This is a genomic window from Streptomyces rimosus subsp. rimosus, assembly GCF_000720725.1.
GTDB classification, from domain to species: Bacteria; Actinomycetota; Actinomycetes; order Streptomycetales; family Streptomycetaceae; genus Streptomyces; species Streptomyces rimosus_A.
Genome location: NZ_JOCQ01000110.1, coordinates 1 through 26,628, shown reverse-complemented (window position 1 = coordinate 26,628; position 26,628 = coordinate 1). Strand labels below are relative to the sequence as shown.

Below are 26,628 nucleotides of genomic sequence, written 5' to 3'. Positions count from 1 at the left end.
GCGTTGTTGCGGCGGACGGGGGAGGCGGGCCCGGGGGCGCACGGACCCGGGCCGGCCGGGTGGCGAAGGCGCCGGACGGTGGCTCAGGGAGCATCGGGCACCGGGAGACCGCACGCGCGTCTCGCCTTGTTCAGCTGCTCCGCGGGGTCGCCGAAGACGCTCCACGGCATACGGGAGGCGTACGGGCCCATGGCCGTGAAGACCGCCCTGGCCTCGAACGAGCACTGCGCCATGTGGAGCGCGTGCGCCAGGTAGGCCAGGTCCAGCACCGGCGTGAAGCGGTAACCGGCGACGTGCGGGAGCCAGTTGCGGTAGATGCCCAGGGCGGTGGCCTTCCACTGCGGCTGTTCCCAGGTGCGTTCCGCCAGGGGCGAGTCCGGGTTGTAGCCGTCGACCAGGGCGACCAGCGGAAGCAGCCGCAGCGGCGAGGAGACCGGCGCGCGCTGGCTGAGGAACGCGGCGACGTCCCAGGACGCGTTCGCCTCGCCGCCGTACCGCGGGAAGAAGAACGACAGGAAGCGGTGGTGGCCCTCCCTGTTCCAGGGGTCGAGCCGCAGGATGTGGGAGAAGAGCTGCCAAGGGCCGGGCGGCGCGGTCAGCAGCCCCTGCGGGGCCGGGTCGCGGGGCTGTTGCAGGCGCGCCAGGGTCAGCCGGGCCGACCACGGTGTGGGGTCGTCGGGCGCCGCTTCGGCCGCCCGGTCGCAGGCGGCCACCGCGATACGGCCCAGGGCCTCGGCCCGCTGGTCACCGCCGTCGGCCGCGCGGACCGCCCGCAGCACCGCCACCCGTGCCCACACCAGGGCCGCTTCGCGGCCGGGCTCCTCGGCCAGCCAGCGCTCCGCCAGGTCGGAGTCGGCCGCTTCCGAGGCGAGCACCAGGGAGCGGTGGGCCCGTACGCCGTGGTCCCCGCGCGCCTCCCGCAGGATTTCGCGCGCGCTGAAGTAGCGGCCCGCCCGTACGTCCACGCATGCCCGCGCGAGCTGGACGTCGTCGGCTGCCGGATGCCACACGTACTGCCCCTCGAATAACCCAGCGGTCATGGTTCCCTGCTGCTCCTGCCGTTTCGCCGGTGAGGTCGGCCACCGGCGCATTTTCAGCCATGCCGAAATCAACCGGTACGCACTGTTCCCCCAGTTCCACCGGCAGTGCCACACCCTACTCAGCGGCTGGTCCGTTCGAAACTGGTGATCGGAATTACCTGATTCCGCTTCGGCGTCGTGCGCGACATTGGCGGTGAAATCGGACCATCGTGCGGCGGCGAGAAATGGGCGGTATGCAATTGGCATATGCCAACGCGGCGGAAGCCGGCCGTCCGGCGGGGATTCGGCCGGACACATGGCCACCTGCCCGGCTGGGGCGGGACGGGGCGGTATGAGCGGCGGCGGCACGGTATGCCCGGCGCCGACGGGAACGGAGGGCCGGGTTCCGCGTGTTCACGTCCTGTCTTGCGACTTTTCACCCCTGTGTCACGACGTCTTCCCACGGCCTCGTTCCTCTTGGAACACTCCAGTCGCGCCCGTTGTCTCCCACCCAAGGGGTCATTTCAGCCATGCCCGAACTCAACCGGCGGCGGTTCCTGCAACTCTCCGGCGGGGCCGCCGCGTTCTCCGTGCTGTCCGAGAGCATCGCCCGCGCCGCCGCGATTCCCGCGCACCGCCGCACCGGCAGCATCGAGGACGTCGAGCACATCGTCGTGCTGATGCAGGAGAACCGGTCCTTCGACCACTACTTCGGCACCTTGCGCGGCGTACGGGGCTTCGGCGACCCCCGGCCGGTGACGCTGCCCAGCGGCAAGCCGGTCTGGCACCAGACCGACGGCAAGGGCAAGGAGGTGCTGCCGTTCCGGCCGCAGGTCGAGGACGACGACCTGGGCCTGGTCTTCATCGAGGACCTCAACCACGACTGGAAGGGCAGCCACCGGGCGTTCGCCGACGGCCGCTACGACCAGTGGATACCCGCCAAGACGGCCACGACGATGGCGCACCTGGCGCGCAAGGACATCCCGTTCCACTTCGCGCTCGCCGACACCTTCACCGTCTGCGACGCCTACCACTGCTCGTTCATCGGCTCCACCGACCCGAACCGCTACTACCTGTGGACCGGTTACACGGGCAACGACGGCAAGGGCGTCGGCGACCCCAGCGGCCCGGTCCTCGGCAACGACGAGAAGGGGTACAGCTGGACGACGTACCCCGAGCGGCTGGAGGCCGCGGGCGTCTCCTGGAAGATCTACCAGGACATCGGCGACGGCCTGGACGGGGACCACGGCTGGGGCTGGATCAAGGACCCCTACCGCGGCAACTACGGCGACAACTCCCTGCTGTACTTCAACAGCTTCCGCAACGCCAAGCCGGGCGACCCGCTCTACGAGAAGGCCCGGCGGGGCTCGAACGTGAAGGGCGGCGGGCAGCTCCTGGACGACCTGCGCGCGGACGTGAAGAACGGCAAGCTGCCGAAGATCTCCTGGATCGCCTGCCCCGAGGCGTACACCGAGCACCCGAGCTGGCCCGCCAACTACGGCGCCTGGTACATCTCCAAGGTGCTGGACGTGCTGACCTCCGACCCGAAGGTGTGGAGCAAGACGGCCCTGTTCATCACCTACGACGAGAACGACGGCTTCTTCGACCACGTCGTACCGCCGTACGCACCGGCCGACGCGAACCAGGGCCTGTCCACCGTCTCCACCGAAATGGAGCACTACAAGGGCAGCAGCGGCTTGCCGGCCGGGCCGTACGGCCTCGGCCAGCGGGTGCCGATGCTCGTCGTCTCCCCCTGGAGCACCGGCGGGTACGTCTGCTCCGAGACCTTCGACCACACCTCGGTCATCCGCTTCATGGAGCGCCGCTTCGGGGTGGGCGAGCCGCACATCTCGCCCTGGCGGCGCACCGTCTGCGGCGATCTGACCTCGGCCTTCGACTTCAGCCGGACCGGGAGGCCGGGCGCGCTGCCGGACACCGGCGGTTACGCGCCGACCAAGCCCAAGCCCGCCGACTTCCACCCCGTGCCGCCGGCGCGGGGCAGCCTGCCCAAGCAGGAGCGGGGCACCCGGCGCACCCGGCCGCTGCGGTACGCGCCGTACGTGGACGGGGCCGCCGACGTCGCGGCCGGGAAGTACCGGCTGACGTTCAGCGGCGGTGCCGACGCCGGTGCGCAGTTCCATGTCACGGCGCCCAACCGCGGCGACGGCCCGTGGACGTACACCACCGAGCGCGGCAAGAAGATCTCGGACAGCTGGAACACGGCGTACTCCAAGGGCACCTATGACCTGTCGGTGCACGGGCCGAACGGATTCCTGCGCACCTTCAGGGGGCCGGGCAGGACCGCGGGCCCCGAGGTGACCGCGCGTCACAACAAGGCCACCGGGAACCTCGACCTGACGCTGACCAACGCGGGTGACGGCGCCCGCACGCTCACCCTCACCGACACCTACGGCGGCGCTCCCCGGAAGATCACCGTGCGGCCCGGGCAGCGGGTGACGCACACCGTGGACCTGACGGCCGGCAAGCGGTGGTACGACGTGTCCGTGGTCTGCGACGCGGACAAGACCTTCCTGCGCCGGTTCGCCGGTCATGTGGAGACCGGCGCCGAGGGCGTCAGCGATCCGGCGATCCGTACGGCGTGACCCGGCTGCCCGCCCCGTGACAGGGGCGGGCAGCCCTTCTCGTTCAGGGCAGTGACCTTCTTTTTCCGAGGGAGTGAGCCATGACCAGGAACTCGACACGGCGGCTGACGGGTGTGGGAGCCGGGGCGCTGTCCGTGGCCGCGCTGCTGGCCGTCGTGCCCGGCAGCAGTGCGGTCTCCGCGGGCCGCCCCGAAGCCACCGGGCCCGTCGCGGCCCGGGCCGCCGAGGGCAAGCCGCGCCCGGACGCCCGCCACGTCGTCATCGCCGTGCACGGCGGCGCGGGCACCGCGCTGAAACGTGAGGACACCACCCCGGCCCAGGAGAAGGCGTACCGCGACGGGCTGGCCGGGGCGCTGCGCGCCGGACAGAAGATCCTGGGCAAGGGCGGCAGCAGCGTGGCGGCCACGGAGGCGGCGGTACGCGAGCTGGAGGACAACCCCTTGTTCAACGCGGGCAAGGGCGCGGTGTTCAACGAGGACGCGGGCCACGAGCTGGACGCGTCGGTCATGCGCGGCTCGGACCTGGCCGCGGGCGCCGTGGCAGGCGTACGCCATGTCCGTAACCCGGTTTCCGCGGCACGGCTGGTGATGGAGAAGACCAAACACGTCCTGCTGGCGGGGGAGGGCGCCGACGCCTTCGCGGCCCGCAACGGGCTGCCGACCGTGACCCAGGACTACTACTGGACCGAGAAGCGCTGGCAGGAGCTGATGAAGGCCAAGGGCCGGGTGAAGGGCTCCGGCGAGACGCTGACCCAGGGCACGGTGGGCGCGGTGGCCGTGGACGGGAAGCGGAACCTCGCGGCGGCGACCTCCACCGGCGGGCTGACCAACAAGATGGCGGGCCGGGTCGGCGACTCGCCCGTCGTCGGCGCGGGCACGTACGCCAAGAACGGCACCGTCGCGGCCAGCGCCACCGGAGCGGGCGAGGTGTTCCTCCGGGGCGCCGCCACCGTCACCATCTCCGACCTGATCGAGTTCGGCGGGCGGGACCTGGCCACCGCCGCGTACGAGGTGCTGGTCGAGCGGCTGCCGAAGCTGGGCGGCACGGGCGGGGTGATCGCGCTGAACGCCCAGGGCGTGTTCGACGCCCCGCACAGCAGCGAGGGCATGCTGCACGGCTACCTGACCGCGGACGGGCGCGTCGTGACCAAGGTGTTCGCCGACGAGACACCGGCGAACCGGTGACCGCGCCACCCGGGTGTGGCGTGATCCGTCGCCTTTGAGCCCCGGACCGACGGTGGCTCAATAGGCCCTCTCCCTCCTGCCCCGGAGCGGCACTACCGTCCCCCGACGCGGGGGGATCACTCTGGGGAGGGGATCAGTTACATGTTCTATTACTTGTTCAAATCCATCGTCCTCGTGCCGCTGCTGCGGTGCCTGTTCCGCCCCCGTGTCGAGGGGCTGGAACACCTGCCGGAGTCGGGCGCGGCCGTCATCGCGGGCAACCACCTCTCCTTCTGCGACAGCTTCCTGATGCCGGCGACCGTGAAGCGCCGGATCACGTTCCTGTGCAAGCAGGAGTACTTCACCGGGCGGGGGCTCAAGGGGCGGCTGACGGCGGCCTTCTTCCGGGGCTGCGGGCAGATCCCGGTGGACCGCTCGGGGCGCGGCGCGGGACAGGCCGCCGTCGAGGAGGGGGTCAGGGTGCTCGGCCGCGGTGAACTCCTCGGCATCTACCCGGAGGGCACGCGCTCGCACGACGGCCGGATGTACAAGGGCCGCACCGGTGTGGCGGAGATGGTGCTGCGCAGCGGCGCGCCGGTGATCCCGTGCGCGATGATCGGGACGTTCGAGGCCCAGCCGGCCGGCCGCCGGCTGCCGCGGGTCGTCCCGATCACCATCCGCTTCGGGGAGCCGCTGGACTTCTCCCGCTACGCCGGGCTGGCCGACCAGCGGCTGGTGCTGCGGGCCGTCACGGACGAGATCATGTACGCCATCCTGAAGCTGTCCGGGCAGGAGTACGTGGACACGTACGCGGCCGAGGCCAAGGCGCGCGCCGGGTACACGGGCGGGGCAGGGGCCGGGGCGGGGATCGCGGCCCGGCCCGGTGTGCCGGCCGCCCGCGCCAGCTGACCGGCGCCCGCCGGCCGGCCTCCGTGCCGCTCACCCGGGGTGAGCGGCACGGCCCGTACCCCCGGTCAGCGGCCGAGCGTGCAGGTGGCCTGTACGGACTTGCGCGGATCGCTCTCGGAGCGGGCCTTCAGGACGACCCGGCCGTGCCGGGCGGCACCCGGCTCCGCCGTGACCGCCACCGGAACGCTCACCGTGCTCCCGGACCTGGCGGTGGCCAGGCGGTTCGGCAGCCACGCGGACCAGCCGCGCCCGGCGGCGGTGGCCGTCAGCCGGTACACGTCCGAGTCCAGGTGCGCGCCGCCGCTGCCCGGCCGCCCGGTGTTGGTGAGCGGGAAGGCGCACATGGCCCGGCCCTTGGCGGGCGCGCCGTACGCGGTGCCCTGCCGCAGCTTCAGGCCGCGGCGCTGCGGCCCCGCGCCGTCCAGGGAGCGGACGGCGACGGTGTAGCTGAGGACGCCCTTCTTGTCCCGCTGGATGTCCAGGACGTAGAAGTGCAGCCGGTTGGCCCGGTCGATGTACTCGTACTGGCTGCCGGAGTCCGCGCCCGCGTGGAACAGCGCGTCGCTGAGCTGCCGGTAGTCACCCATGGTGATCATCTGCGGGGTGCCGTCGGGGCGCCGGAAGTCCACCATGCGGATGTCCTCCGGGTGGGCGTCGATCACCCAGGCGAACGGCGCCCGGTCCTCGTTCTTGGTCTTGCTGAGCAGCACGCCGTGGTCCGGCGTGAAGGAGTCCATGCCCATCCGGTCCACGACCTCGACCGTGTAGTTGTCGTAGCCGCCGCCGTCGCACAGCGGGTCCGTCCCGGTGGAGCAGGGCCGTGCCAGGTCCCGGCCCATGGTGATGTTCACGCCGGACAGGCCCTTGTCGCCGGGCGGCGCGGAGCGCGCGGTGACCTTGGCGACGGCTACCCCGGACGTCTTCAGCGCGTCCCGGTCCAGGCGCAGCACGTTCTTGTCGTCCACGATGCCGAGCTTGAGCTTGTCGCGCAGGACGTGCTGCGAGCCCATCGAGGCGCCGTTGGCGGCCGGGATCTGCCAGCGGGTGTGCGGGCCGCCGGGCCCGTTGAAGGAGCCGCGCGAGAGCATGCTCCAGATGCCGGTGTAGGCGCGGCGCAGCGGGGTGCCGTACGGGTTGTTGTAGTTGTCGGCGATGCCCAGGATGTGGCTGAACTCGTGCGCGTACACGGCCATGCCGGAGCTCTCGGCCTGGGTGGAGGAGCCGGTCTCGGCGTTCGGCCAGATGCGGGCCGCGGCCTTCCATGAGGTCCACGGCACGTAGCGGGTGCGGGCCGCGTTGCCGCCGCCCTGGACGGGGGAGGGCGGTCCGAACGCCGCCGGCACGTCCTGCGGCGAGGCGAACTTCATCTGCCCGAACTCCTGCCAGGCGGCGGACTCGTCCTGGCCCGCCGTCAGGTAGAAGACGAAGTCGTACTTCTTGGTCTCCGCGCCGCCCACGTCGGCGACCCAGGCGGCCTTGCCGTCGGTGCGGATGTTCTTGCCGCAGCTGTCGCCGACGGGGCAGGCGCCGGGGTTCATCGACGGCTCGATGCCGTACTGGTACGACTTGTACGGCATCCGGTAGACGCCGAACGAGGTCAGTTCGACGCCGAGCCGGCCGCCGGAGTCCTCCATCCAGTACTCGTTGATGGTGTGGCCGTGGTTGAGCTTGCCCGGCTTGTTGAGGAAGTCCCGGTAGAACGCGGGGACCTGGGCGCGGGGGATGTCGTGGGCGCTGGGCTGCGGGTTGCCGAAGACGGTCGACCCGGCGGGCCGGGTGACGCTGAAGTCCTCGTCCGGGTAGTCCAGCAGGACGAGCGCGCCCCTGAACATGCGCTGGGTGGGCTTGACGGCCGGATCGGCCCAGTTGGTGCCCGGGACCGCACGGTGCTCGGCCCAGGTCATGTCGTCGGGATTGCGCCAGTTCTGCGGGTCGACGGGCTGGACGAGCGGGGCCCGTACCGCGGGTGCGGCCTCGGGGAGCGCCCGCGCGGGGCCTGCGGCGACGGTGGCCAGGACACCTAGGAGGAGGGCGAGAACACCCAGCTTGCCGGCCGTGCCGCGGTATGGGCGGGCCGGTCTGTGGGGAAGGAACACAGCGCACCTCTTGTCTGTGATCTGTCGGAGGTTCGGCAAGTCCAGGACATGACAAGGTGATCGAACAGAATTCCTACCCCCGACAAGGTAAGGCGGGGGACGGTGTGACGCCAGAGGGCCATGAGGAGCCGATGATGATGCCGCGAACGGTGCGTGACCGGCACGGTCACGCGATGTCCCGGACCGGCGTGGAAGCCGTGTCCCACTACGAGGACGCGCTGGGCGCCCTGCTCTTCTTCCGCGGCGAGGTCGCCGACGCCGCGCAGGCCCTCCTGGAGGCCGCGCCGGAGTCCGTCATGGGCAACGTCCTCGCCGCCTACCTCGGCCTGCTCGGCACGGAGGCGAAGGACGCCACCGCCGCCGGGGAAGCCTTCACACGCTTCACGGACGGCCTGCGCGCCGAGGAGCCGACGCCCCGCGAACGGATGCACCTCGCCGCCGCCACCGCCTGGCTGGACGGGGACATCCACCGGGCCGGGCGCATCCTCGGAGAACTGACCGTCGCCCACCCGCGTGACGAACTCGCGCTGGCCACCGGCCACCAGATCGACTTCCTCACCGGCGACGCCGTCCGGCTGCGCGACCGCGTCGGCGGCGCGCTGACCGCCTGGCCGGAGGACGATCCGCACTACGGCCACATCCTGGGCATGTACGCCTTCGGCCTGGAGGAGTCGGGCCACTACGCCCGCGCGCAGGAGGCCGGCCTGGCCGCTGTCGAGCACAACCCCCGCGATGTGTGGGGCATCCACGCGGTGGTGCACACGTATGAGATGCAGGGGCAGTTCGCCGACGGCATCCGCTTCCTGGACGCCCGCACCGACGACTGGGGCTCCGGCAACTACCTCAACGTCCACAACTGGTGGCACTACTGCCTCTACGCCCTCGAAGCCGGCGACACCGCCCGGGCGCTCGGCATCTACGACGCCGTACTGCACCACGACGAGTCCGCCGGGCTCGCCATGGAACTCCTCGACGCCTCGGCCCTGCTGTGGCGGCTGCTGCTGGCCGACCGAGCCACCGGCGACCGCTGGCCGCGCCTCGCCGACGCCTGGGCGGCGCGCCAGGACCCGCCGTACTACGCCTTCAACGACGTGCACGCCGTCATGGCGTACGTCGGCGCCGGCCGCCTCGCCGACGCCGAACGCCTCGTCGCGGAGCGGGAGGCATGGCTCGGCCGCACCCCGCCCGGGCCGGCCAACCATGCCATGACCGCCGACATCGGCCTGCCCGTCTGCCGCGCCCTGATCGCCTACGGACAGGGCCGGTACGGGGACGCGGTCGACCTGCTCGCGCCCATCCGCTACCGCCTGAACACCTACGGCGGCAGCCACGCCCAGCGGGACGCCGTACAGAAGACGCTCCTGGAGGCCGCGCTGCGCGCCGGGCGCGACGAGACGGCCCGCACGCTGCTCAGCGAGCGCATCGGCCTGCGCCCGGTGTGCCCGTACAACTGGCTCGCCCAGGCGCGCCTGGCCGACCGGCTCGGCGAGACCGCCAAGGCGGCCGCCGCCCGGACGCGGGCCGCCGAGCAGGCGGCGCAGGGGGCGGCGGCGCTGTCCCGTCCTTGATCGAACAGCTGCTGGCCCGAACGGCCCCGGACCGGTCATCCTTGACCCGTCCGCGGACGTTCCGGCTAAAGATCCGGTGCGCGCCGCGGACGAGCACACCCGACCATCGGCCCACCAGCACAGGAGCACAGGTACATGACGGGGAAGAGCGCTTGGATACGGGACGTACGCCGGGGGCCGCGACCGGCCGCCCGCCTCATCTTCTTCCCGCACGCCGGGGGATCCGCCTCGTACTACCGGCCGTTCGCCGCCCACCTCGGCGAACGGCTCGACGTGACGGCGATCCAGTACCCGGGACGCCAGGACCGGTGGAACGACCCCTTCGTCACCTCCGTGGAGGGCCTGGCCGATGAGGTGGCCGGCTGCCTCGACCCCCACGACCCCACCCCGCTGGTGCTCTTCGGGCACAGCATGGGCGCGTCCGTCGCCTTCGAGGTGGCCCGGCGGCTGGCGGAGCTCGGACGGCCGGCGGACCGCAGGCTGGTCGTGTCCGGGCGCCGCGCCCCCTCGATGTTCCGGGCGGAGCGCAACCTCCACGAGGGCACCGACGAGGAACTCCTCGGCGAGGTCGCCCGCCTGGACGGCACCGCCGACCAGCTCCTGGCCGACCGGGACCTGGTACGGCTGATCCTCCCGGCCATCCGCAACGACTACCGCGTGATCGAGACGTACCGGCCCCCGGCCGACGCCGTGCTCGACATCCCGCTCCTGTGCCTCACCGGCGACGCGGACCCCCGGGTGACCCGCGAGGAAGCGGCCGCCTGGAAGGCCCACACCGTGGCCGACTACCACGAGGAGACCTTCCCCGGCGGCCACTTCTACCTCGCCGACCACGCGGCCGCGGTGTGCCGCGCGGTGGAGCGGTTCGCGCTGGGGACCGGCGGATCAGCGGCCCTTGGGGAAGGCGGCGCGCAGTTCTGACCCGTTGACGATGAAGGCCGTCGCGCCGATGGCGAGGGCGCAGACGGCCTGCATCGCGATGAACCACGCCGGCAGGGCGCCCGGGATCAGATCGATGGCGACGATCACCACCGGCATGACGACCGAGATGACGCGGACGCGCAGATAGGCCCAGCGTGCGCCGCGGGCGGCGAGGACGGTCAGCCAGTAGGTCACCGCCGCGCTCGCGAGCACCCCCGCCGAGCGGCCCCACATGAACGAGGTCACCTCGTGGCCGGTGGCGGCGAGGACGACGACCGTCAGGAGGACGGCGGCGCTGAGGGCGCCGTAGACCCCGACGCACATCTTCGCCGTACGGAAGGCGCGCTGGGCGGGCGACTGGCCGGCGGGGGCGGACTCGGCCGTGGCGGGAATGGCGGTGTTCATGGTCCTTCTGCTCCTTCGTGTCGAGCACGCCGTGCATCTCTTGCTGACGTGGTGTCGAAGTTAAGGAGCGCCGAAGCCGCGCGGTACGGGTCCAGACGTACGCAAGAGTGGGGCCAGACCCACTTCAGCGCAGGTCGGGCGGGTGCCACAGTGATCGGAAGGCCGGGGTTCTCGAAGCAGAGGGAAAGAGTCATGCAACAGGTGGTGTCGTGGGTGTCCGGTGCCTGCGTGGGGTTCGTACGGGCCTGCGCGGTGACGGTTGTCAGCATGCTGGTACCGGCGGTGTGGGCCGCGGCCGTGGCGTGGGGAATCTGGTGGGACGCGGCGAACCCGTGGTCGTGGGTGGGGCCGCTGGTGCTGGTGTGCGTGGGCACGCTCGCGCTGTCCCGCCCGGTCTGCCGGGCGGTCCGCCACCTCGTCGGGAAGTGGACGGACACCGTCGTACCCGCCGGATACCGGCAGGCCGCGCCGGTCACGCAGCTGTCCACCGGTTACTGGTGGAACGGCCACTCCTACGAGCGCACCCGCCGGGACGCCCTCATGGACCAGCGGTGGCGCAACCGGTGGAAGGACCCCGCGACGTGGCGTGACCTGCGCTTTACGGGAATCGTGCCGTTCACGGCCGGGGTGGTCGCGGCCGTCGTGCCCGCCGGGGTCGTGGTGGCGGTCCTCGGGCTCGGCCGGCCGGACCTGGCCCCGCGCCTCGTCGGCGTGCTCGGCCTGGCCGTGGCGGTCGCCTCCGCCCCGTACGCCTGGCGGCCCGTCGAGCCGGTGACCGCCCGCTTCCTGCGCCCCTCGCCCGCGATGTTGCTGGCGGACCGGGTGGGCGAGCTGACCGCCCAGCGCGCGGACACCACCATCGCCCAGGCCGCCGAGATCAAGCGGATCGAACGGGACCTGCACGACGGGGCGCAGGCCCGGCTGGTCGGGCTCGGGCTCTCCCTGGCGACCGCCGAGAAGCTGATGGAGACCGACCCGGAGCAGGCCAGGGCGCTGATGCGGGAAGCGCGGGCCGGCGCCACCGCGTCCCTGACCGAGCTGCGCGAACTGGTCAGGGGCATCAACCCGCCGGTGCTCAACGAACGCGGACTGGTCGACGCCGTCCGCACCTTCGCCATGGACAGCCCGCTCGAAACGACGGTCGACGCCGACGTACGGGCGCCCCTGGACCCGCCGGTCGAGTCCGCCCTCTACTTCGGCATCGCCGAACTGGCCACCAACGCGGCCAAGCACGCCCACGCGACCCGGGCCCGGATCACCCTCGCGCAGGACGACACCGGCCTGGTCGTGGAGGTCGAGGACGACGGCCGGGGCGGGGCCGAGGAGCGGCCCGGCGGGGGACTGGAGGGGCTGCGCCGCCGCCTCGCGGTCTTCGACGGCACCGTGGAGATCACCAGCCCGGCCGGCGGCCCGACCCGAGTGAGGATGATGGTGCCATGCGCGTCCTTGTAGCCGAAGACCTGTACCTCCTGCGCGACGGGATGGTGCGCCTCATCGAGGCGTACGGACACGAGGTGGTGGCGACGGCGGCCACCGGTCCCGAGACGCTCGACGCGCTGCTGAAGTGGCGTCCGGACGTCTCCGTCGTCGATGTCCGGATGCCGCCGGACCAGTCGGACGAGGGCCTGCGCGCGGCGCTCGCCGCCCGCGCCGAGGTGCCCGGACTGCCGGTCCTGGTCCTTTCCCAGCACGTGGAGCAGCTGTACGCCCGCGAGCTGCTGGCCGACGGCGCCGGCGGCATCGGCTACTTCCTCAAGGAGAGCGTCTTCGACGGCGACCAGTTCATCGACGCCCTGGAACGCGTCGCCGGGGGAGGCACCGCCATGGACCCGGCCGTCATCGCCAAACTGCTGGCCGGCGGGGCCGCGACCCGGCGGCTCGGCGGGCTCACCGAACGCGAACACGCCGTACTCGCCCTGATGGCCGAAGGACTGTCCAATCAGGCCATCGGACAGCGGCTGTTCCTCAGCGACAGCGCCATCAGCAAATACACCACGTCCATGTTCGGCAAGCTCGGCATCACCGACGACGAGGCGGGCAACCGCCGCGTCCTCGCCGTCCTCACCTACCTCAACAGCTCGTGACCTGCGCGGACCAGGTGACCGGAAGGTGCGACAGGCCGCGCATCAGGCGGGTGTGGCGCCACGGGAGCTCGCCGGGCGGGGCGGCCAGGCGCAGGTCCGGGAAGCGGGTGAGCAGGGCCTGGAAGGCGATCCGCACTTCCAGGCGGGCCAGCGGCGCGCCCAGGCAGTGGTGCGGGCCGTGGCCGAAGGAGAGGTGGCCGGCGGAACGGCCGGGGGTGACGGTGTCGGGGTCGGGGAAACGGGCGGGGTCGCGGTTGGCGGCGCCCGGTGAGACCAGGACGACGTCGCCCGCCGCGATCTCGGCTCCCCCGAGGGTGAGCGGTTCGGCCGCGTACCGGAACGTGGCCGTGGTGATCGGCGAGTCGTAGCGCAGCAGCTCCTCCACGGCGTCCGGGATCAGCGCGGGGTCCTGCCGCAGCCGGGTACGGAGCGCGTCGTCCAGGAGGAGCGCGAGGGCGCCGTTGCCGATCAGGCTGGTGGTCGTCTCGTGTCCGGCGACGACCAGGAGGACGGCCAGCGAGACCAGTTCGAACTCGCTGAGCCGGTCGCCCTCGTCGCGCGCGGCGATCAGCTCGGTGAGCAGACCGGCCCCGGCGCCGGCCGCCTCGGCCCGCTTCTTCGCGATCAGCTCCGTCATGTAGTCGCTGATCGCGTGCGAGGCGGCGTCGATGGTGTCCGGGGCACCGGCCGCGAACAGGTCGTTTGACCAGCGGCGCAGCGCCGGGCGGTCCTCACGGGGGACGCCGAGCAGGTCGCCGATGACCTCGATGGGCAGCGGTACGGCGAAGTCCTCGACGAGATCGGCGCGGTCGCCGCCGGAAGCCATCCGGTCCAGCAGGCCGCCGGCGATCTCCGCCACCCGCGGCTCCAGGCGGGCCACCGCCGCCGGGGTGAACGCCTTGACGGCCAGCCGGCGCAGCCGGGTGTGGTCCGGCGGGTCGGTGGCCAGCATGGTGGCGCTGACGGCGGGGGCCAGGTTCCGCTTGGACGGCTTGTCGGCGAAGTAGCGGGTGGTGTCCTTGGAGAGCCGGGGCTCCGCCAGCGCCGTACGGGCCTCGGACCAGCCGGTGACCAGCCAGGTCGCGCCGTGCGGCCCGGACCGCACCTGCTGCACGGGGCCGCGCTCGCGCAGCGCGGCGAGCAGCGGGTACGGGTCGCGGAAGAACTCCGGTGACTCCATGGGGTGGCTCACGTGTGACCTCAGATTCCTGCGGCGGGCCGGGACTCCGGCGCCGGCGCGGGGCCCGCGCCGGACGCCGCGAAGGCGTGCGAGACCCTGCGCAGCCAGCGGGCCTCGTCGATCAGGTTGGTCAGTTCGGGGCGGGTCAGCGTGGCGTCCTCGACGCTGACCGCGTGCTCGGCGGTACGTCCGCTGCGCCGCGACTCCAGCGCCGCCGCCAGCACCGCGGCCTCGACCCCGGCGTCCAGTTCCCGCGCGTCCGCCCCGCCGGCGCGCAGCCGCTCCTCGGCGGCGCGGCGGACCTCGTCGCTGCGGTGCGGGCGCAGCGCCAGCATGCCGTCGCGTATCTCGATCACCCGGCGGTAGAGGCGGAACTCGGCGTCGGGCGCCGCGTACAGCCGGTCGGTGGCGGTGAGCTGGATCTCCGGCACCGCCGCCGACAGCGCGGCCCACAGCGGGCGCAGCCCGCGGTGCAGATGCCACAGGTGGATCCGCCGCACGGGCCAGGCCAGCGCCGGGCCGATCGCGGGCAGCAGGATGCCGATGACGAGCAGCAGGCTGCAGATCGCGGGCAGGCCGACGCTGAACGTGCAGGTCGCGGGCGTCACCAGCGAGGTGCACAGCTGCTCGGGCGGCAGCCAGCCGGCGTCGGTCCACAGCCCGACCACATGCACGATCTTGTAGCCGATGTAGACCATGCCCAGCGCGCAGCCGAAGGCGATGACGCGCAGCCCGTACCGCAGGCTGGTGCGCGGCGCGTGCCGGGAGTAGCGCAGGGCCTGGCGCAGCAGGTCGACGATCGCGGCGCCGAGATGGGCGGTGAACACCAGCACGTAGATGTTCAGCAGCGGCTCGGTGCGCGGCAGTTCACCGAAGGTGGGGGCGCCGGGAGCGTCGTCCACCGGCGAGGAGAAGAAGAGGACGGCCATCGCGACCAGGACGATCCCCAGTGAGACGAGCCGGCGGCGCGCCTTGCGGTCCGCGTCCGGCGGCTCCTCGTTGAAGCGCAGCAGCAGGATCGAGATGCAGGTGGCGGCGGCCAGCGTGCTGCAGTTGCCCAGCAGCCGGCCCAGCTTCGGATAGATGACGCTCAGCGCGTCGCCGACGGCGGGCGTCAGGAACACGAGGGAGGCGCCCAGTCCGGTCAGGAAACCGCACAGGGCGCCCAGGCCGCGCGGCCGCGGCCGGCGCAGCAGCGGCCGTGCCTTGTAGGCGGCCGCCAGGAGCAGGACGGCCGCTATGGACAGGAAGAGAACGTTGACCATCTTCAGTTCTACCGTCGCTTCGGAGAGCCGAAGACGTCGTCCATGCGGCTGAGGACCTCGGCCTGCTGGGACGTCGCCGGTCGGCGGGCGGGGGTGCGGTCGGCGCGGCGCAGGATCAGCGAGGCGATCATCTCGGCTTCCTGCTCGTCCTGGTCGCTGTAGTGGCTGCGGCCCAGGACGGATTCCACCGACCCGGGGTCGAGGCCGGGCACCAGGGTCTGCGCGACCTCTCCGGAGAGCAGGTTGGAGTGGCCGCTGAGCATATGGCCGACCTCGTGCAGCACGATGTGGTCGCGGTGCAGCGCGGTGGTGGCCGCGTCGTAGAAGACGTAGTCGGCCCGGCTGGTGGCGATCCACAGGCCACAGGGTCCGGCGGGCGGGGTGACCTGCGGTTCCAGGTGGATCGGGCGGCCGCGCTGTTCGGCGAGCCGGTCCAGGAAGGCACCCAGCTCGAAGGGGCGCGGGATGTGCAGTCCCCGCAGCCGGTCCGAACAGTCGGCCCGCACACGGTCCGGGCGCCGTGTGAACTTCATGGCGTGCTCTCCTTCGGCCTCGGCCATGAAAGGTACACGTGCCAGTCTCATGCAGCGCGGGATGGCCCCTCCCCGACGGGGTCGTGTGCGGGCGCACGGGATGCCGCGGCCCCGGCCGTCCGGTTCCCCGGCCCGGCGGCGGGCGGGGGAACGGACGGGGACGGCGCGGGGCGTAAGGCGGTCGGCGTCATGGATCAGCGGGCGGTACGCCAGGTTCCTCCCGGATTGCCGGTCGGATCGGCGGTCGGATTGCCCGCCGTGCCGCCGACGTCCGGCAGTCCTTCCAGCTTCCGCACCCGGTCGATCATCTCCAGTACGGCCGTACGGGACTCGGCGGACATGTCCATGAAGCGCGCGGCCATCGCGATGACCCCCGCGTCCTGCATCGCCTCCAGCAGCTCCGGCGGCTGGTCGGGCCGGTCGGCGGACGCGCCGCCGGGGCCCGCGTCCTGCTGGTCGTGGAAGTGCGCGGCCGGCACGCCGAAGTACTCCGCCAGCGCTTCGATGTGGCGCTTGGTCGGGTTGTCCCGCTTGCCCTTGCGCAGCTGCCAGATGTAGTTGCCGGAGATCACCTGCTCGCCGGCCCTGATGTTGATGTCGGTGGCGACGTCGTTGGCGGACAGTGTCCTGCCCCGCTCACGACTTCGTTCCTGGAACAGCCGGTCCAGCTTTTCGGCCAGGCTGACCGGCCCGCGGTCCTCGTCCCCCATCGCGCCGCGCTCCCTTCAAGGCCAAACGTGAGACTTCCACTGTAGTGGTCCGGTCGGCGGGACGGATCGGCACTCCCGCCCCCGTGGGCTGGCACGCTCCGCCCGGAGCCTCTATTCTTCACACCTGAGTCAAAGACTCTGGTGTGACGCGGGGCGGACAGTTCGGACCGGCACGGGGGTGTGGTCCGAACACGTCCGCAACCACGATGGGGCCCGCCCCGTCTCCGGGGGAGCCCCACCACACGCTCGCACCGTCAGGCGCCGCGGCGCCCGGGCGGCACCGCCGCCGTCACCGTTACTTCACGGCGCTCCGCTGCTGCCACTGCTCCCAGCTCTCCTGCCAGACCTCCAGGCCGTTGCCGACATCGGTCTTCTTGGTGCTGGTGGTGTTCTTCACCTCGACCGTGGAGCCGATCGTCAGGAAGTCGTAGGCCCGCTTGGCGTCCGAGGTGGTCATGCCGAAGCAGCCGTGGCTGTTGTTGACCACGCCGATCGACTTGTTCCAGGGCGCCGAGTGCAGGAAGGTGCCGGACGCGGTGAGATGCGTCACCCACTTCGAGTCCAGCATCCACTCGTTGCCGTGGCCGATGGTGGAGGAGTCCATCGTCTCGGCGGCGTTCTTGCTGCGTACGGTGTGCACGCCGCCGCGCGTCGGGTCCTGCGGCGAGCCCGCGGAGCCGCGGATCGTGTCGACGGCCTTGCCGTTCTCGTACAGGGTCATGCTGTGCGACGGGACGTCGATGACGGCCTTGTGGTCCGGGCCGACGGTGAACCCGAAGTCGTAGTCGCGCGCGAACCAGCCACCGGACTTACCGGAATCGATCCCGCCCAGAGCGCCCTTGACCGAGACCTTGGTGCCGGACGGCCAGTAGGTCTTCGGCCGCCAGTCGATGCGGTCCTTGCCGGACCAGTCCTTGACCCAGCCCCAGGCGCCCTCCACCTGCGGCTGCGTGGTGACCTTGAGCGCCTTCTGGATCTCGGCGCGCTGGTCCTTGGCGACCGGGTGGTCGAACAGGATCGAGATCGGCATGCCGGTGCCGACGGTCTGCCCGTTGGACGGCGTGTTGGTGAGCTTGTTGACCTTGTCGGCCTTCGCGGTGGTGAAGGACGCGTCGGCGGCCGACTCCTTGCCGTCGCCGCTCTTGGTCTTGGTGTGCACGGTGTACGTGGTCCCCGGCTTGACCTTGCCCGCCGAGGTCCAGGACGTGCCGTCGCCGGACAGCCTGCCCTCGACCTTCTCCCCCTTCTCGTCCTTGGCCTCGACGGCGGTGAGGCTGCCGCCGCTGACCTTCACGGATATCGGGGAGCCGAGCGCGGCCGACTTGCTGCCCGCCGCCGGGGTCACGGTCACCTTCGCCGCCGGCTTGTCCGACGCCTGCGAACCGCCCTCCGCTCCGCACGCGGTCAGCAGCGCGGCCCCCGCCAGGGCGGCGGACAGCAGAACGGTGCGACGGGCTGATCTGACGTGCACGTGGGGTTCCCTCCAAAGCAACGCAACTGGCTGTGGCGGGCACCGGGCCGGTCGGCCGGTAACCGCCGACCATGCAGACGGCTGGACCCGCATGATCGGTTGCCTGGAGAAACGGATATTTGTGTCACAGATTGGTACAGGTGTGCGCCGAGTCGGCGGAATGTGAAGTTCCGTTGAGCTGCGGGAACACGACGCGGCCCGCGGGCTCCCTGGGGAGCCCGCGGGCCGGGGTCTGTGGGACGAGGGCGCGCGGCCGGGTCAGGGTGTCGCGGCGGGCGGTCCCCCGGCCTCGTCCGGCTCCTGCGACGAGGTCTCGGCCGCGTGCCCCGCCAGGACGCAGGTGCGCTTGCGCTGGACGAACCAGTAGTACGTGAAGCCGCCGACGGCGACGATGCCGACGAACAGGAACGCGCCCCAGCGCAGGTACCAGTGCTGCGGACCGTTCGCGTTGTAGACCTCGGCGCGCGGCCAGGCGAGGTTGGTGGCCATCGCGGTGCCCCACAGCACGGCGAGGATGTTCACCGGCAGGCCGAAGCGGCCCAGCGAGAACTTGCCCTCGGCCGGCTCCCACCGGCCGCGCAGCCGCCGTACCAGCATCGGGACGGTGACCATCAGATATGCCACGTAGATCATGATGATGGCGATGCTGGTGATCACCGAGAAGATCTGCGGCTGGTTGACGTTGACCAGCAGGATGCAGACCGCGATGCACCCGATGATCACCGCGGGCGCCACGGGTGTCTGGAAGCGCGGGCTGACCCGGGCGAGCAGCGAGGCGGCCGGCAGGTTGGTGTCCCGGGCCATGGCGAACGCCAGGCGGATGCCGGCGGTGTGCACGGCCAGCGCGCACACCGTGATCGCGATGACCACGCACCACAGCATGATGTCGCCGATGGTGGTGCCGAGCGCGCTCAGCACGACGTACTGGAGGCCGTCCACGGCCAGCCGCTTGTCGTGCAGGTCGGGCGTGGCCAGCAGCGCGAACAGCAGGATCAGCCCGCCGATGAGGAACGAGGCGAACAGGGCGCGCAGGATGGCGCGCGGCGCGTTGCGCCCGGGGTCCTTGGACTCCTCGCCGAGCGAGGACGCCGTGTCGAAGCCGTACATGACGTACGCGGAGGCGAGCGAGGCGGTGAGGAACGCGCCGAGGTAGCCCAGCGACTCGCCCCGGCCCAGCGCGTACGTCTCGGTCACCGCGCCCGGGCCCCGGGTGATGTGCGCGGCCAGCAGCACGATCAGCGCCAGGGCCGCGACCAGCTCGATGGCCACCCCGGCCGAGTTGATCTGCGCCATCAGCTTGACCCCGAACGCGTTGACCAGCGTGGTGAACACCACGAGGGCCGCGCCGAGCAGCACCGCGTTGGCGGCCTGGTCGGTGCGGCCGCTGCCGTCGCCGACGAACTGGAAGAACGAGGAGATCTGCGGCAGCGTGACCTGGTAGGCGAGCGCCACCGCGGCCAGCGAGACCATGGTCGCGGTCATCATCATCCAGCCGCCGAGCCAGCCCACGTGCGGTCCGCCGAGCTGCTTCGACCAGTTGTAGATGGAGCCGGCCACCGGATAGCGGGCGGCCATCTCGCAGAAGCACAGGGCGACCATCAGCTGGCCGCAGAAGACCATCGGCCAGGACCACCAGTAGGCGGGGCCGCCGTGGTTGACGCCGAAGTAGAAGAGCTGGAAGGTGCCGGTGAGGATCGAGATGTAGCTGATGCCGGCCGCGAAGGTGTGGAAGTTGCCCAGGGTGCGTTTGAGTTCGGGCTTGTAGCCGAGTTCCGCGAGCGACTCGTCGTCGCTGGAGGTCCCGTTCTCCTCGGCGGGCGCGGTGTCCGTGCCGTCGCCCTGCCCGCCGCCGTCCGCCGTCCCGCCCGGCGCGGGTCCGGCGCCGCTCACTCGAACCACCGCTGCGGCCGGGGCGCGGTGTTGCGCCAGATGTGCTTGGCCTCCTGGTACTCCGCCAGCCCGGCCGGGCCCAGCTCCCGCCCGATGCCGGACTGCTTCATGCCGCCCCACTCGGCCTGCGGGACGTACGGGTGGAAGTCGTTGATCCATACGGTCCCGGCGCGCAGCCGGGCGGCCACCCGGTGCGAACGCTCCACGCTCTGCGTCCACACGCCCGCGGCCAGCCCGTAGACGGTGTCGTTGGCGAGCGCCACCGCCTCCTCCTCGGTGCGGAACCGCTCCACGGTCAGCACCGGACCAAACGATTCGTCACGGATGACGGACATACCGGGCGAGCACTCGTCCAGCACGGTCGGCAGGTAGAAGAAGCCGTCCCGCAGCCGGGGATCGTCCGGGCGCTCGCCGCCGCAGCGCAGCACCGCGCCCTCCGCCAGCCCCGCCGCCACGTACTTCGCCACCTTGTCCCGGTGCTCCGCGGAGATCAGCGGCCCGCTGCGGGCGTCCTCGTCGAACGGCCCGCCCAGCCGGATCGCCCGCGCCCGGCGCACGATCTCGTCCACGAAGTCGTCGTGCAGCTCGTCGTCGACCAGCAGCCGCGCGCCTGCCGAGCAGACCTGCCCGGAGTGCAAGAACACCGCCATCAGCGCGTAGTCGACGGCGGTGTCGAAGTCGGTGTCGGCGAAGACCAGGTTGGGGTTCTTGCCGCCCAGCTCCAGCGCGATCTTCTTCACGGTGGGCGCGGCGGCGGCCATGATGCGCCGCCCGGTGACCAGCCCGCCCGTGAAGGACACCAGGTCCACCCGCTCGTCGGTGGTCAGCGGCGCGCCGACCGCGCCGCCCGCGCCCAGCACCAGGTTGGCCACCCCGTCCGGCAGCCCCGCCTCGGCCAGCGTGCGCATCAGCAGGATCGCCGTGTGCGGGGTCAGCTCGCTGGGCTTGAGGACGAACGTGTCGCCCGCGCCGACGGCCGGGGCCACCTTCCAGGCGGTCTGGAGCAGTGGGTAGTTCCACGGCGTGATCAGCGAGCAGACACCCACCGGCTCGTGCACCACCCGGCTGTCGACCTCCGGCTGCCCGGTGTCCACCACCCGCCCGTCGTTCCCGGCCGCCACGAGATCGCCGAAGTAGCGGAAGCAGTTGGCGATGTCGTCCATGTCGTACCGGCTCTCCACGAACCGCTTGCCGGTGTCCAGGGACTCGGCCCGCGCGTACGTGTCCTTGTCCCGCTCCAGCAGGTCGGCGACGCGCAGCAGCAGCCGCCCGCGCTCCGCGGCCGGGGTGTGCGGCCACGGCCCGTCGTCGAACGCCGCGCGGGCCGCGGTGACGGCGGCGGCCGCGTCCGCGGCGCCCGCCTCGTCGACGGTGGCGACCAGCGTGCCGTCCGCCGGGCAGCGGATCTCGCGCACCTCCCCGTCGGCCGCGGCGGTCCACTGACCCCCGATGAACAGCTCCGGCATGGGCGAGCCTTTCGTGCCTGCGCTCGTGGACGGGCGGCCCGGCCGGACTGCCCTCGGTGACGGTGACCGTACCGAGCGTAGGCGGGGCGGGGCGGGTCCGCATGGCGCGCTGCTCCGGGTGGCTGCCCGGCCTGTCGTGCGTACGGGCAGCCCTGCCGCATACGGCGGACCGGCCCGCGCCTCGGTGAGGCGGCGGGCCGGTCCGGGTGTGCTCCGGTGAGCGTCAGACGGCCGTACGGGGCGCCAGCGCGCGCAGCTGCTTCTTGTCCGGCTTGCCGGCGTCCGTCAGCGGCAGCTGCCCGACGAACTCGATGTGGGCCGGCTCGTACATGGCGCCGCGCGCCTCGCGCACCATCGCGCGCAGCCGGTCCGCGTCGACGTCCGCGCCGGGGGAGAGCACCACGGCCGCGTACACCTGCTCCATCCGGTCCTCGTCGCGCACGCCGAAGACGGCGCTCTGTAGGACACCCGGGTGCGAGTTGAGCAGGTCCTCCAGCTCGGTGGTGTACACATGGCCGCCCACCACGACGATCATGTCCTTGATCCGGTCGACGATGGTCAGGTAGTCGTCGCCGTCCAGGAAGCCGATGTCGCCGGTGTGCAGCCAGCCGTCGCGCAGCACCTCGGCGGTCAGCTCGGGCTGCTTCCAGTAGCCCTGCATGATGCTCGCCGAACGGATGCATATCTCGCCGTGCTCGCCGCGCGGCAGGTCGCGGCCGTTCTCGTCGCGCACCGCGACCTCGACGTTGGGCAGGATCCGGCCAGCCGAGCGCAGCCGCTCCGGGTTGTCCGGGTCGTGGTCACCGGCGGGCAGCACGCTGATCCCGCCGGCCTCGTTCTGCCCGTAGAACTGCACCAGCACCGGGCCGAAGCGCCGGACCGCGTCGGCGATGCGGGCGGGCGAGGACTGGCAGCCGCCGTAGGTCAGGCAGCGCAGGCTGGAGGTGTCGGTGGTGGCCGCGTCCGGGTGGTCGGTGAGCTGGTAGAGCAGCGGCGGCAGCAGGAACAGGTGGGTGATCTGCTCCCGCTCGACCGCGGCCAGCACCTCGGCCGGGTCGAAGTCCTCCAGGAGCACCACGAGCCCGTGCTCGCGCAGCGTCACGTCGGCCATCATGCCGGCCGCGTGCGCCAGCGTGGTGCACACCAGCAGCCGGGTCCGCTCCTGGTCGGCGGGGCGCTCCCAGAGCACCTTGGCGTCGCCGGGTTCCTCGTCGTTGACGAAGGTGCGCACCTGGCCGTAGGTGGTGCAGATGCCCTTGGGGTGGCCGGTGGTGCCGCCGGTGTGGCGGATGGTGCAGATGTCCTCGGGCCGGGCGCCGCTCGGGACCGGCTCGTCGCTCTCCGCGGACGCCAGTTCCAGCAGGTCGGTGCCGGACTTCGCGGGACCCAGGGTCAGTACGGTCGCCACCGGGGCCAGCGTGGTCAGCTCGGCGGCGCGGTCGTCGAACCGGGGGTCGACGATCAGCGCGGCGGTCTCCACGTCCTTGACGATGGTGGCCTGCACGTCGGCCGAGAGCTTGTTGTAGAGGTGGTTGACCCGGCAGCCGATGAGGTTGGCGGCGTAGCGGGCGGCGATGGTCTCGGGCAGGTTGCCGCTGAGCAGCGTCACGGTCTGGCCGCGGTCGATGCCCTGCCCCCGCAGCGCGCGGGCCATGCGGTGGACGAGGGCGCGGAACTCACCCGCGGTGACGCGTCGCCCTTGGTGCACCAGCGCCACGCGCCCGGGGTCGGTCCCCAGCGCGTCGAGGTTCTCCTCCACGTAGGTGCGGAAGTCGTGCGCGGTGTCGGGCATAGGTGATTCCTCCTAGATCCCGGGGCATGACGGGTAGTTAGTTGCCCCGGACAACCATTTCCATGCTAACGGTCGTCGATCAAGGGTTCCAAGTTGACGCGAACGCGCGTTGGCGGGCCTTTTACCGAGGCGGGGATATCTGGCCAACAATGGCAGGCCGACGGAGGCGTTCGGGCGTGCGATGTCCCCGAACGCCCGCTTTTCTGCTGCGGGAAACGGCAGGTCAGGGCCCTGTCGGGAGGTTTCCGGCGGCTCGCGGGAATGGCCGGTTAACGGGGGGCGGGGGCGTCGGGAAGGTATACGCGCGGCGCGCGGCCGCGCATTCGGGGCGCCGGCCGCGCGTGGAAATTGCGCATCGTCCGAAATGACAGGTTCCCTGTGGCGGGGAATTGACTGAGTGTTTGCCTGCCTTTTGCTGACGCTGTTGTTCCGGGTGTGCTCAAAGCGTGGATTTGCCCGGGTCGCCCATCGGCACCGCGTCCAGTACGGCGACATCCATCGGCGCGGCGAGCAGCCCGCTGACCCCGTTCGCGATCTCCGCGAGCGCCGCACCCCGGGAGTGCACGTCCAGCGCCGCCCGGTCCGCCCAGTTCTCCACGACCACCACCCGGTCCTCGCCCGCGTGCACCGCGTACAGCAGACAGCCGTCCTCCTGGTGGACGGCGGGCGCGTGCGCACGGAAGACATCGAGCGCCGCCTCCAGCTCGCCGGGCTTCGTCCTGATCGTGGCGACGACGATGGGCATACGGGTGACCTCCTGGCCGGGCGGAACGTCGAACGGAATGTCGCACGAACCTACCCCACCGCAGGGCCCTGACCTGCCGTCACCTCACGGGCGACGCGCCGCCACCGGTCTTCTCCGCCCGGCAGCGGCCAGGCCCAGGTGGGCCGGGGCGCCGAGCGCAGTTCCCGCAGGCGGCGGGCGAGAGGCGGCCCCGCGACGGCGGCGCCGTCCGGGACCGCGGCGCCGTTGACGGTGCGGAGCCCGGCGAAGCGGTCCAGTTCGGTCTCGTAGCGCAGCACTGCCTGCCGGGTGTCCGCGGCCACCTCGTCGTCCGGTGCGGTGCGGTGCAGGTGCAGCAGCGGCGGTGCGACGGACTCGGCGATCGCCGCGGCGAGCCGCGCGTGGCCGTCGAGGACCAGATGGCAGTCCAATCCGCTGACCCACCACAGCAGCACGGGCGGCAGCGAACCGTCACGGGCCTGCTTGCGGTACGCCTTGACGCGGCCGTCGTCCGCGTCGGGCATCTGCCGCAGGGGCAGGATCTCCCACGAGCCGGAATGGACGAACCAGTCGATGTAACCGTCCGGATGGCCCTCGATGAGCAGGGAGGCCCAGTACTCGGACTGCGGCAGGCGGCCGTGGTTCCAGCGCAGGAGCGGGCTGTCGCGGGAGAGCAGCCATCGCCCGTCGTGCAGAGGGCTGTCCGGTGCGGCGAGCAGGTACCGCACGAAGCGGTGCGCCCAGCGGTCCGGGTGCCCGGCCAGGGTCCGTGCCGTCCCGGCACGCAGCGGCGGGATGACGGAGCGGTAGGCATCGGTGCGCCGGAAGTCCACGCCGTAGTTGTTCTCCTCGACGGTGGCGAGGAGCACGGGCCGCGACCGCTGGGCGAGAAGCAGCCGCCGCGCGGCGCTGAACAGGCACAGCCCTGGTTCGCGGCGCGCCTGTACGTCCAGGGACAGGCCCGTCCACGTGCCGTCGTCCCCAGTGATGTCCGTGCGCCGCATGCCGTGACTCTACGGGTGCCCGAGATCGGCCGGAACCACCGCCCTGTCCGCACCGGACACCGGGGCGGCGCGTGGTACGGGTGGAAGTGCCGGTGCGGGAACGGCAGGAACGGGGGAGCGGCATGGACACCGTGATCGTTCAGTTGCCCGGGGGACAGGGGCGCGGTGGGCCGGAGTTGCTGCGGCTGGGGCCGGGGGACACCGCGGACTTCGGGCGCGGCGCGCCGGGCGCGCCGGTGGCCGTGCCGCTGTCCGACCCGGGCGTCTCGCGGCTGGCGGGGCAGCTCACCGCCGCGGAGGACTACTGGCGGCTGTCCAATTTCAGCCGCGCGGTGACCTGTGTCGTGGAGAACCTGGAGGGCGCGGGGGAGCATATCAAGGTCGCCCCGGGGCGGCTCGGGGCTCCGGTGCCGTTCGAGTTCTCCCGGGTGCTGCTGCCCGCGACGCGGGGCGAGGCGTCTTTCAAGGTGTTCGCGCCGGAACACGCGTACCTGGACGGCGAACCGTACGACGGCGTGGGCGAGCCGACGATGAGCCCCTTCGCGCTCGACCCGACCTCGAAGTACTTCCTGGTGCTCCTCGCCCTGTGCGAACCGCGCCTGCGCGACGCCTCCAGCGGCGCGGTGCCGGGCGTCGGCGACGTGCTGGAGCGGCTGCGCCCGCTGGAGGCGTGCCGCGAACTGACCCGCTCCGCCGTCAACTACCACATCGACTACCTGACCTCGGTGAAGCTGCGGCTGCGCGCCGGCGGCCCGGCGGAGCCGGACGCCCGTGGCGGCGGCAAGCGCGACGAACTCGTCGCCTTCGCGCTGCGCTTCGACCTGATCCGCGAGGAACACCTCGCCCTGCTGTCCCCCGGGCGGCGGCGGTGAGGCGCGGGGCGGGCTGAGGGGCACGGCGCGATGGACGGAGCGAGTGCCACCCCGCCGCCCGGCATCCGGCCCGGCTACCGGATCGGCGACTGGCGGCTGGCCGGGCCCATCGGGGCGGGCAGCTGGGGCAGCGTGTACGCCGCCGAGCACACCGCCGACCGCCGCCCGGCCGCCGTGAAGATCCTGCGCACCGACCTGCTCGCGCCGGGGCAGCGCGCCTGGATGGACGAACTGGTCCGCCGGGAGGTCCGCTTCAGCCTGGAGGCCGACCACCCGCATCTCGTACGCGCCCACGCGGCGCTCACGATCGAGGACCCGGACCGCCCCGGGCTGGACGGGCTCACCGCCCTCGTCATGGACCGGGCCGAGCGCAGCCTGCGGGACCTGCTCGCCGACGCGGCCGGCGGCCCGCTGCCGGACGGACCGCGCCTCCTGCGGGAGATCGCCGACGGGCTGGCCCACCTCCACGGGCGCGGCTGGGTGCACGGGGACCTGAAACCGGCCAACATCCTCCTCGCGCCGGACGGCACGGCGTGGCTCGCCGACTTCGGCCTCGCCGCCGAACTGGAGGGCAGCCACGCGTACGTACCGCCGCTCGGCTCGCTCGACCACGTACCGCCCGAGTGGTGGTCGCAGCGCACCGGGCAGCGCGGCGCGACGGTGCGCCCCACGGCCGACATCTGGGCGTACGGCGTGCTGGCCCACCAGGTGCTCACCGGCGGCCGGCACCCCTTCCCCGGCCGTACGGCACGGGCCCGCGCCCTCGCCGCGCAGACGTACGCGCACGGCGGCGCGCCCCTGCGCATGGACGGCCAACTGCCGCCCGGGTGGCGGGAACTGATCGGTGACTGCCTGCTGCCCGACCACGCGTCGCGGGCCCGGCACACCGCCGCGGAGCTGTCCCGGCGCGTACGGCGGTTGTGCGCCGCGCCCGGCGCGCGGCGCCGCGCCGC

Annotated in this window: 22 protein-coding genes; 9 read left to right on the top strand and 13 right to left on the bottom strand. The window is 72.3% G+C overall.

What is annotated here, in order from left to right; translation table 11 throughout:
- Positions 1 to 83: 83 nt before the first annotated feature.
- Entirely contained in the window at positions 84 to 1,040 is a 957-nt protein-coding gene (locus tag IH45_RS0135855; RefSeq protein WP_030678630.1) for a hypothetical protein, read from the bottom strand.
- A 509-nt stretch (positions 1,041 to 1,549) separates the two neighbouring features.
- Between IH45_RS0135855 and IH45_RS0135850 the strand changes: the two genes are divergently transcribed.
- The 3 genes from IH45_RS0135850 to IH45_RS0135840 all read left to right on the top strand — a co-directional run bounded on the left by IH45_RS0135850 (position 1,550) and on the right by IH45_RS0135840 (position 5,694).
- Complete coding sequence (locus tag IH45_RS0135850; RefSeq protein WP_030678627.1) at positions 1,550 to 3,622, top strand: phosphocholine-specific phospholipase C; 2,073 nt, start codon at positions 1,550 to 1,552, stop codon at positions 3,620 to 3,622.
- Positions 3,623 to 3,702: 80 nt separating this feature from the next.
- Positions 3,703 to 4,806 carry an isoaspartyl peptidase/L-asparaginase family protein gene (locus IH45_RS0135845; protein WP_030678622.1) on the top strand — a complete coding sequence of 368 codons (1,104 nt, stop codon included), beginning with the start codon at positions 3,703 to 3,705 and terminating at the stop codon, positions 4,804 to 4,806.
- A gap of 141 nt (positions 4,807 to 4,947) precedes the next feature.
- Positions 4,948 to 5,694 carry a lysophospholipid acyltransferase family protein gene (locus IH45_RS0135840; protein ID WP_030678619.1) on the top strand — a complete coding sequence of 249 codons (747 nt, stop codon included), beginning with the start codon at positions 4,948 to 4,950 and terminating at the stop codon, positions 5,692 to 5,694.
- 65 nt (positions 5,695 to 5,759) lie between these two features.
- On the opposite strand, the gene IH45_RS0135835 is transcribed toward IH45_RS0135840, so the two are convergent.
- Positions 5,760 to 7,790 (bottom strand): M6 family metalloprotease domain-containing protein, encoded by a 2,031-nt coding sequence (locus tag IH45_RS0135835; protein WP_030678616.1) that lies wholly within the window; start codon positions 7,788 to 7,790, stop codon positions 5,760 to 5,762.
- Between the two features lie 173 nt (positions 7,791 to 7,963).
- Here IH45_RS0135835 and IH45_RS0135830 point away from each other — a divergent pair, with 173 nt between their 5' ends.
- Both IH45_RS0135830 and IH45_RS0135825 read left to right on the top strand, forming a co-directional pair.
- Positions 7,964 to 9,358: a tetratricopeptide repeat protein gene (locus IH45_RS0135830; RefSeq protein ID WP_234440803.1), complete on the top strand. Its 1,395-nt coding sequence runs from the start codon at positions 7,964 to 7,966 to the stop codon at positions 9,356 to 9,358.
- A gap of 135 nt (positions 9,359 to 9,493) precedes the next feature.
- Entirely contained in the window at positions 9,494 to 10,279 is a 786-nt protein-coding gene (locus IH45_RS0135825; protein WP_050515426.1) for a thioesterase II family protein, read from the top strand.
- Here the strand turns inward: IH45_RS0135825 and IH45_RS0135820 are convergent.
- Complete coding sequence (locus tag IH45_RS0135820; protein WP_030678607.1) at positions 10,244 to 10,684, bottom strand: hypothetical protein; 441 nt, start codon at positions 10,682 to 10,684, stop codon at positions 10,244 to 10,246. The genes IH45_RS0135825 and IH45_RS0135820 overlap by 36 nt on opposite strands.
- Positions 10,685 to 10,876: 192 nt before the next feature.
- Here IH45_RS0135820 and IH45_RS0135815 point away from each other — a divergent pair, with 192 nt between their 5' ends.
- Together IH45_RS0135815 and IH45_RS0135810 are read left to right on the top strand one after the other, a co-directional pair.
- Positions 10,877 to 12,136 (top strand): sensor histidine kinase, encoded by a 1,260-nt coding sequence (locus IH45_RS0135815; protein ID WP_030678606.1) that lies wholly within the window; start codon positions 10,877 to 10,879, stop codon positions 12,134 to 12,136.
- Entirely contained in the window at positions 12,121 to 12,768 is a 648-nt protein-coding gene (locus tag IH45_RS0135810) for a response regulator transcription factor (RefSeq protein ID WP_030678604.1), read from the top strand. The genes IH45_RS0135815 and IH45_RS0135810 overlap by 16 nt, the downstream gene beginning before the upstream one ends.
- Here the strand turns inward: IH45_RS0135810 and IH45_RS0135805 are convergent.
- The 10 genes from IH45_RS0135805 to IH45_RS0135760 all read right to left on the bottom strand — a co-directional run bounded on the left by IH45_RS0135805 (position 12,755) and on the right by IH45_RS0135760 (position 24,803).
- Positions 12,755 to 13,960: a cytochrome P450 family protein gene (locus IH45_RS0135805; protein WP_030678594.1), complete on the bottom strand. Its 1,206-nt coding sequence runs from the start codon at positions 13,958 to 13,960 to the stop codon at positions 12,755 to 12,757. The two genes, IH45_RS0135810 and IH45_RS0135805, sit on opposite strands and share 14 nt — an antisense overlap.
- 8 nt (positions 13,961 to 13,968) lie before the next feature.
- Positions 13,969 to 15,213, bottom strand: coding sequence for an MAB_1171c family putative transporter (locus tag IH45_RS0135800; protein ID WP_050515425.1), 1,245 nt, complete (start codon positions 15,211 to 15,213; stop codon positions 13,969 to 13,971).
- Between the two features lie 8 nt (positions 15,214 to 15,221).
- Positions 15,222 to 15,746: a hypothetical protein gene (locus IH45_RS0135795; protein WP_063763084.1), complete on the bottom strand. Its 525-nt coding sequence runs from the start codon at positions 15,744 to 15,746 to the stop codon at positions 15,222 to 15,224.
- Between the two features lie 194 nt (positions 15,747 to 15,940).
- Positions 15,941 to 16,456, bottom strand: a complete 516-nt coding sequence (locus IH45_RS0135790; RefSeq protein WP_032918931.1) for a helix-turn-helix domain-containing protein — start codon at positions 16,454 to 16,456, stop codon at positions 15,941 to 15,943.
- A 295-nt stretch (positions 16,457 to 16,751) separates the two neighbouring features.
- Positions 16,752 to 17,927, bottom strand: a complete 1,176-nt coding sequence (locus tag IH45_RS0135785) for a L,D-transpeptidase family protein (protein ID WP_030678581.1) — start codon at positions 17,925 to 17,927, stop codon at positions 16,752 to 16,754.
- Between the two features lie 258 nt (positions 17,928 to 18,185).
- Complete coding sequence (locus tag IH45_RS0135780) at positions 18,186 to 19,817, bottom strand: APC family permease (protein WP_032918928.1); 1,632 nt, start codon at positions 19,815 to 19,817, stop codon at positions 18,186 to 18,188.
- Positions 19,814 to 21,283, bottom strand: a complete 1,470-nt coding sequence (locus IH45_RS0135775; RefSeq protein WP_030678574.1) for an aldehyde dehydrogenase family protein — start codon at positions 21,281 to 21,283, stop codon at positions 19,814 to 19,816. The genes IH45_RS0135780 and IH45_RS0135775 overlap by 4 nt, the downstream gene beginning before the upstream one ends.
- Before the next feature lie 223 nt (positions 21,284 to 21,506).
- Entirely contained in the window at positions 21,507 to 23,075 is a 1,569-nt protein-coding gene (locus IH45_RS0135770) for an AMP-binding protein (RefSeq protein ID WP_030678571.1), read from the bottom strand.
- Positions 23,076 to 23,514: 439 nt separating this feature from the next.
- Positions 23,515 to 23,820, bottom strand: coding sequence for a putative quinol monooxygenase (locus IH45_RS0135765; protein ID WP_030678567.1), 306 nt, complete (start codon positions 23,818 to 23,820; stop codon positions 23,515 to 23,517).
- Positions 23,821 to 23,870: 50 nt separating this feature from the next.
- Positions 23,871 to 24,803 carry a hypothetical protein gene (locus tag IH45_RS0135760; RefSeq protein WP_030678565.1) on the bottom strand — a complete coding sequence of 311 codons (933 nt, stop codon included), beginning with the start codon at positions 24,801 to 24,803 and terminating at the stop codon, positions 23,871 to 23,873.
- Positions 24,804 to 24,925: 122 nt separating this feature from the next.
- On the opposite strand from IH45_RS0135760, the gene IH45_RS0135755 reads away from it, so the two are divergent.
- Positions 24,926 to 25,675: a hypothetical protein gene (locus tag IH45_RS0135755; protein WP_030678562.1), complete on the top strand. Its 750-nt coding sequence runs from the start codon at positions 24,926 to 24,928 to the stop codon at positions 25,673 to 25,675.
- A gap of 30 nt (positions 25,676 to 25,705) precedes the next feature.
- The coding region (locus IH45_RS0135750; protein ID WP_030678559.1) for a serine/threonine-protein kinase at positions 25,706 to 26,628 on the top strand (923 nt) is incomplete at its 3' end.

Excerpts from the sequence above, each read along its gene's own strand:
- IH45_RS0135855 (WP_030678630.1), bottom strand. The coding sequence starts at position 1,040 with ATGACCGCTGGGTTATTCGAGGGGCAGTACGTGTGGCATCCGGCAGCC.
- IH45_RS0135850 (WP_030678627.1), top strand. The coding sequence starts at position 1,550 with ATGCCCGAACTCAACCGGCGGCGGTTCCTGCAACTCTCCGGCGGGGCC.
- IH45_RS0135845 (WP_030678622.1), top strand. The coding sequence starts at position 3,703 with ATGACCAGGAACTCGACACGGCGGCTGACGGGTGTGGGAGCCGGGGCG.
- IH45_RS0135840 (WP_030678619.1), top strand. The coding sequence starts at position 4,948 with ATGTTCTATTACTTGTTCAAATCCATCGTCCTCGTGCCGCTGCTGCGG.
- IH45_RS0135830 (WP_234440803.1), top strand. The coding sequence starts at position 7,964 with ATGTCCCGGACCGGCGTGGAAGCCGTGTCCCACTACGAGGACGCGCTG.
- IH45_RS0135825 (WP_050515426.1), top strand. The coding sequence starts at position 9,494 with ATGACGGGGAAGAGCGCTTGGATACGGGACGTACGCCGGGGGCCGCGA.
- IH45_RS0135820 (WP_030678607.1), bottom strand. The coding sequence starts at position 10,684 with ATGAACACCGCCATTCCCGCCACGGCCGAGTCCGCCCCCGCCGGCCAG.
- IH45_RS0135815 (WP_030678606.1), top strand. The coding sequence starts at position 10,877 with ATGCAACAGGTGGTGTCGTGGGTGTCCGGTGCCTGCGTGGGGTTCGTA.
- IH45_RS0135810 (WP_030678604.1), top strand. The coding sequence starts at position 12,121 with ATGCGCGTCCTTGTAGCCGAAGACCTGTACCTCCTGCGCGACGGGATG.
- IH45_RS0135800 (WP_050515425.1), bottom strand. The coding sequence starts at position 15,213 with ATGGTCAACGTTCTCTTCCTGTCCATAGCGGCCGTCCTGCTCCTGGCG.
- IH45_RS0135795 (WP_063763084.1), bottom strand. The coding sequence starts at position 15,746 with ATGAAGTTCACACGGCGCCCGGACCGTGTGCGGGCCGACTGTTCGGAC.
- IH45_RS0135790 (WP_032918931.1), bottom strand. The coding sequence starts at position 16,456 with ATGGGGGACGAGGACCGCGGGCCGGTCAGCCTGGCCGAAAAGCTGGAC.
- IH45_RS0135775 (WP_030678574.1), bottom strand. The coding sequence starts at position 21,283 with ATGCCGGAGCTGTTCATCGGGGGTCAGTGGACCGCCGCGGCCGACGGG.
- IH45_RS0135770 (WP_030678571.1), bottom strand. The coding sequence starts at position 23,075 with ATGCCCGACACCGCGCACGACTTCCGCACCTACGTGGAGGAGAACCTC.
- IH45_RS0135765 (WP_030678567.1), bottom strand. The coding sequence starts at position 23,820 with ATGCCCATCGTCGTCGCCACGATCAGGACGAAGCCCGGCGAGCTGGAG.
- IH45_RS0135760 (WP_030678565.1), bottom strand. The coding sequence starts at position 24,803 with ATGCGGCGCACGGACATCACTGGGGACGACGGCACGTGGACGGGCCTG.
- IH45_RS0135755 (WP_030678562.1), top strand. The coding sequence starts at position 24,926 with ATGGACACCGTGATCGTTCAGTTGCCCGGGGGACAGGGGCGCGGTGGG.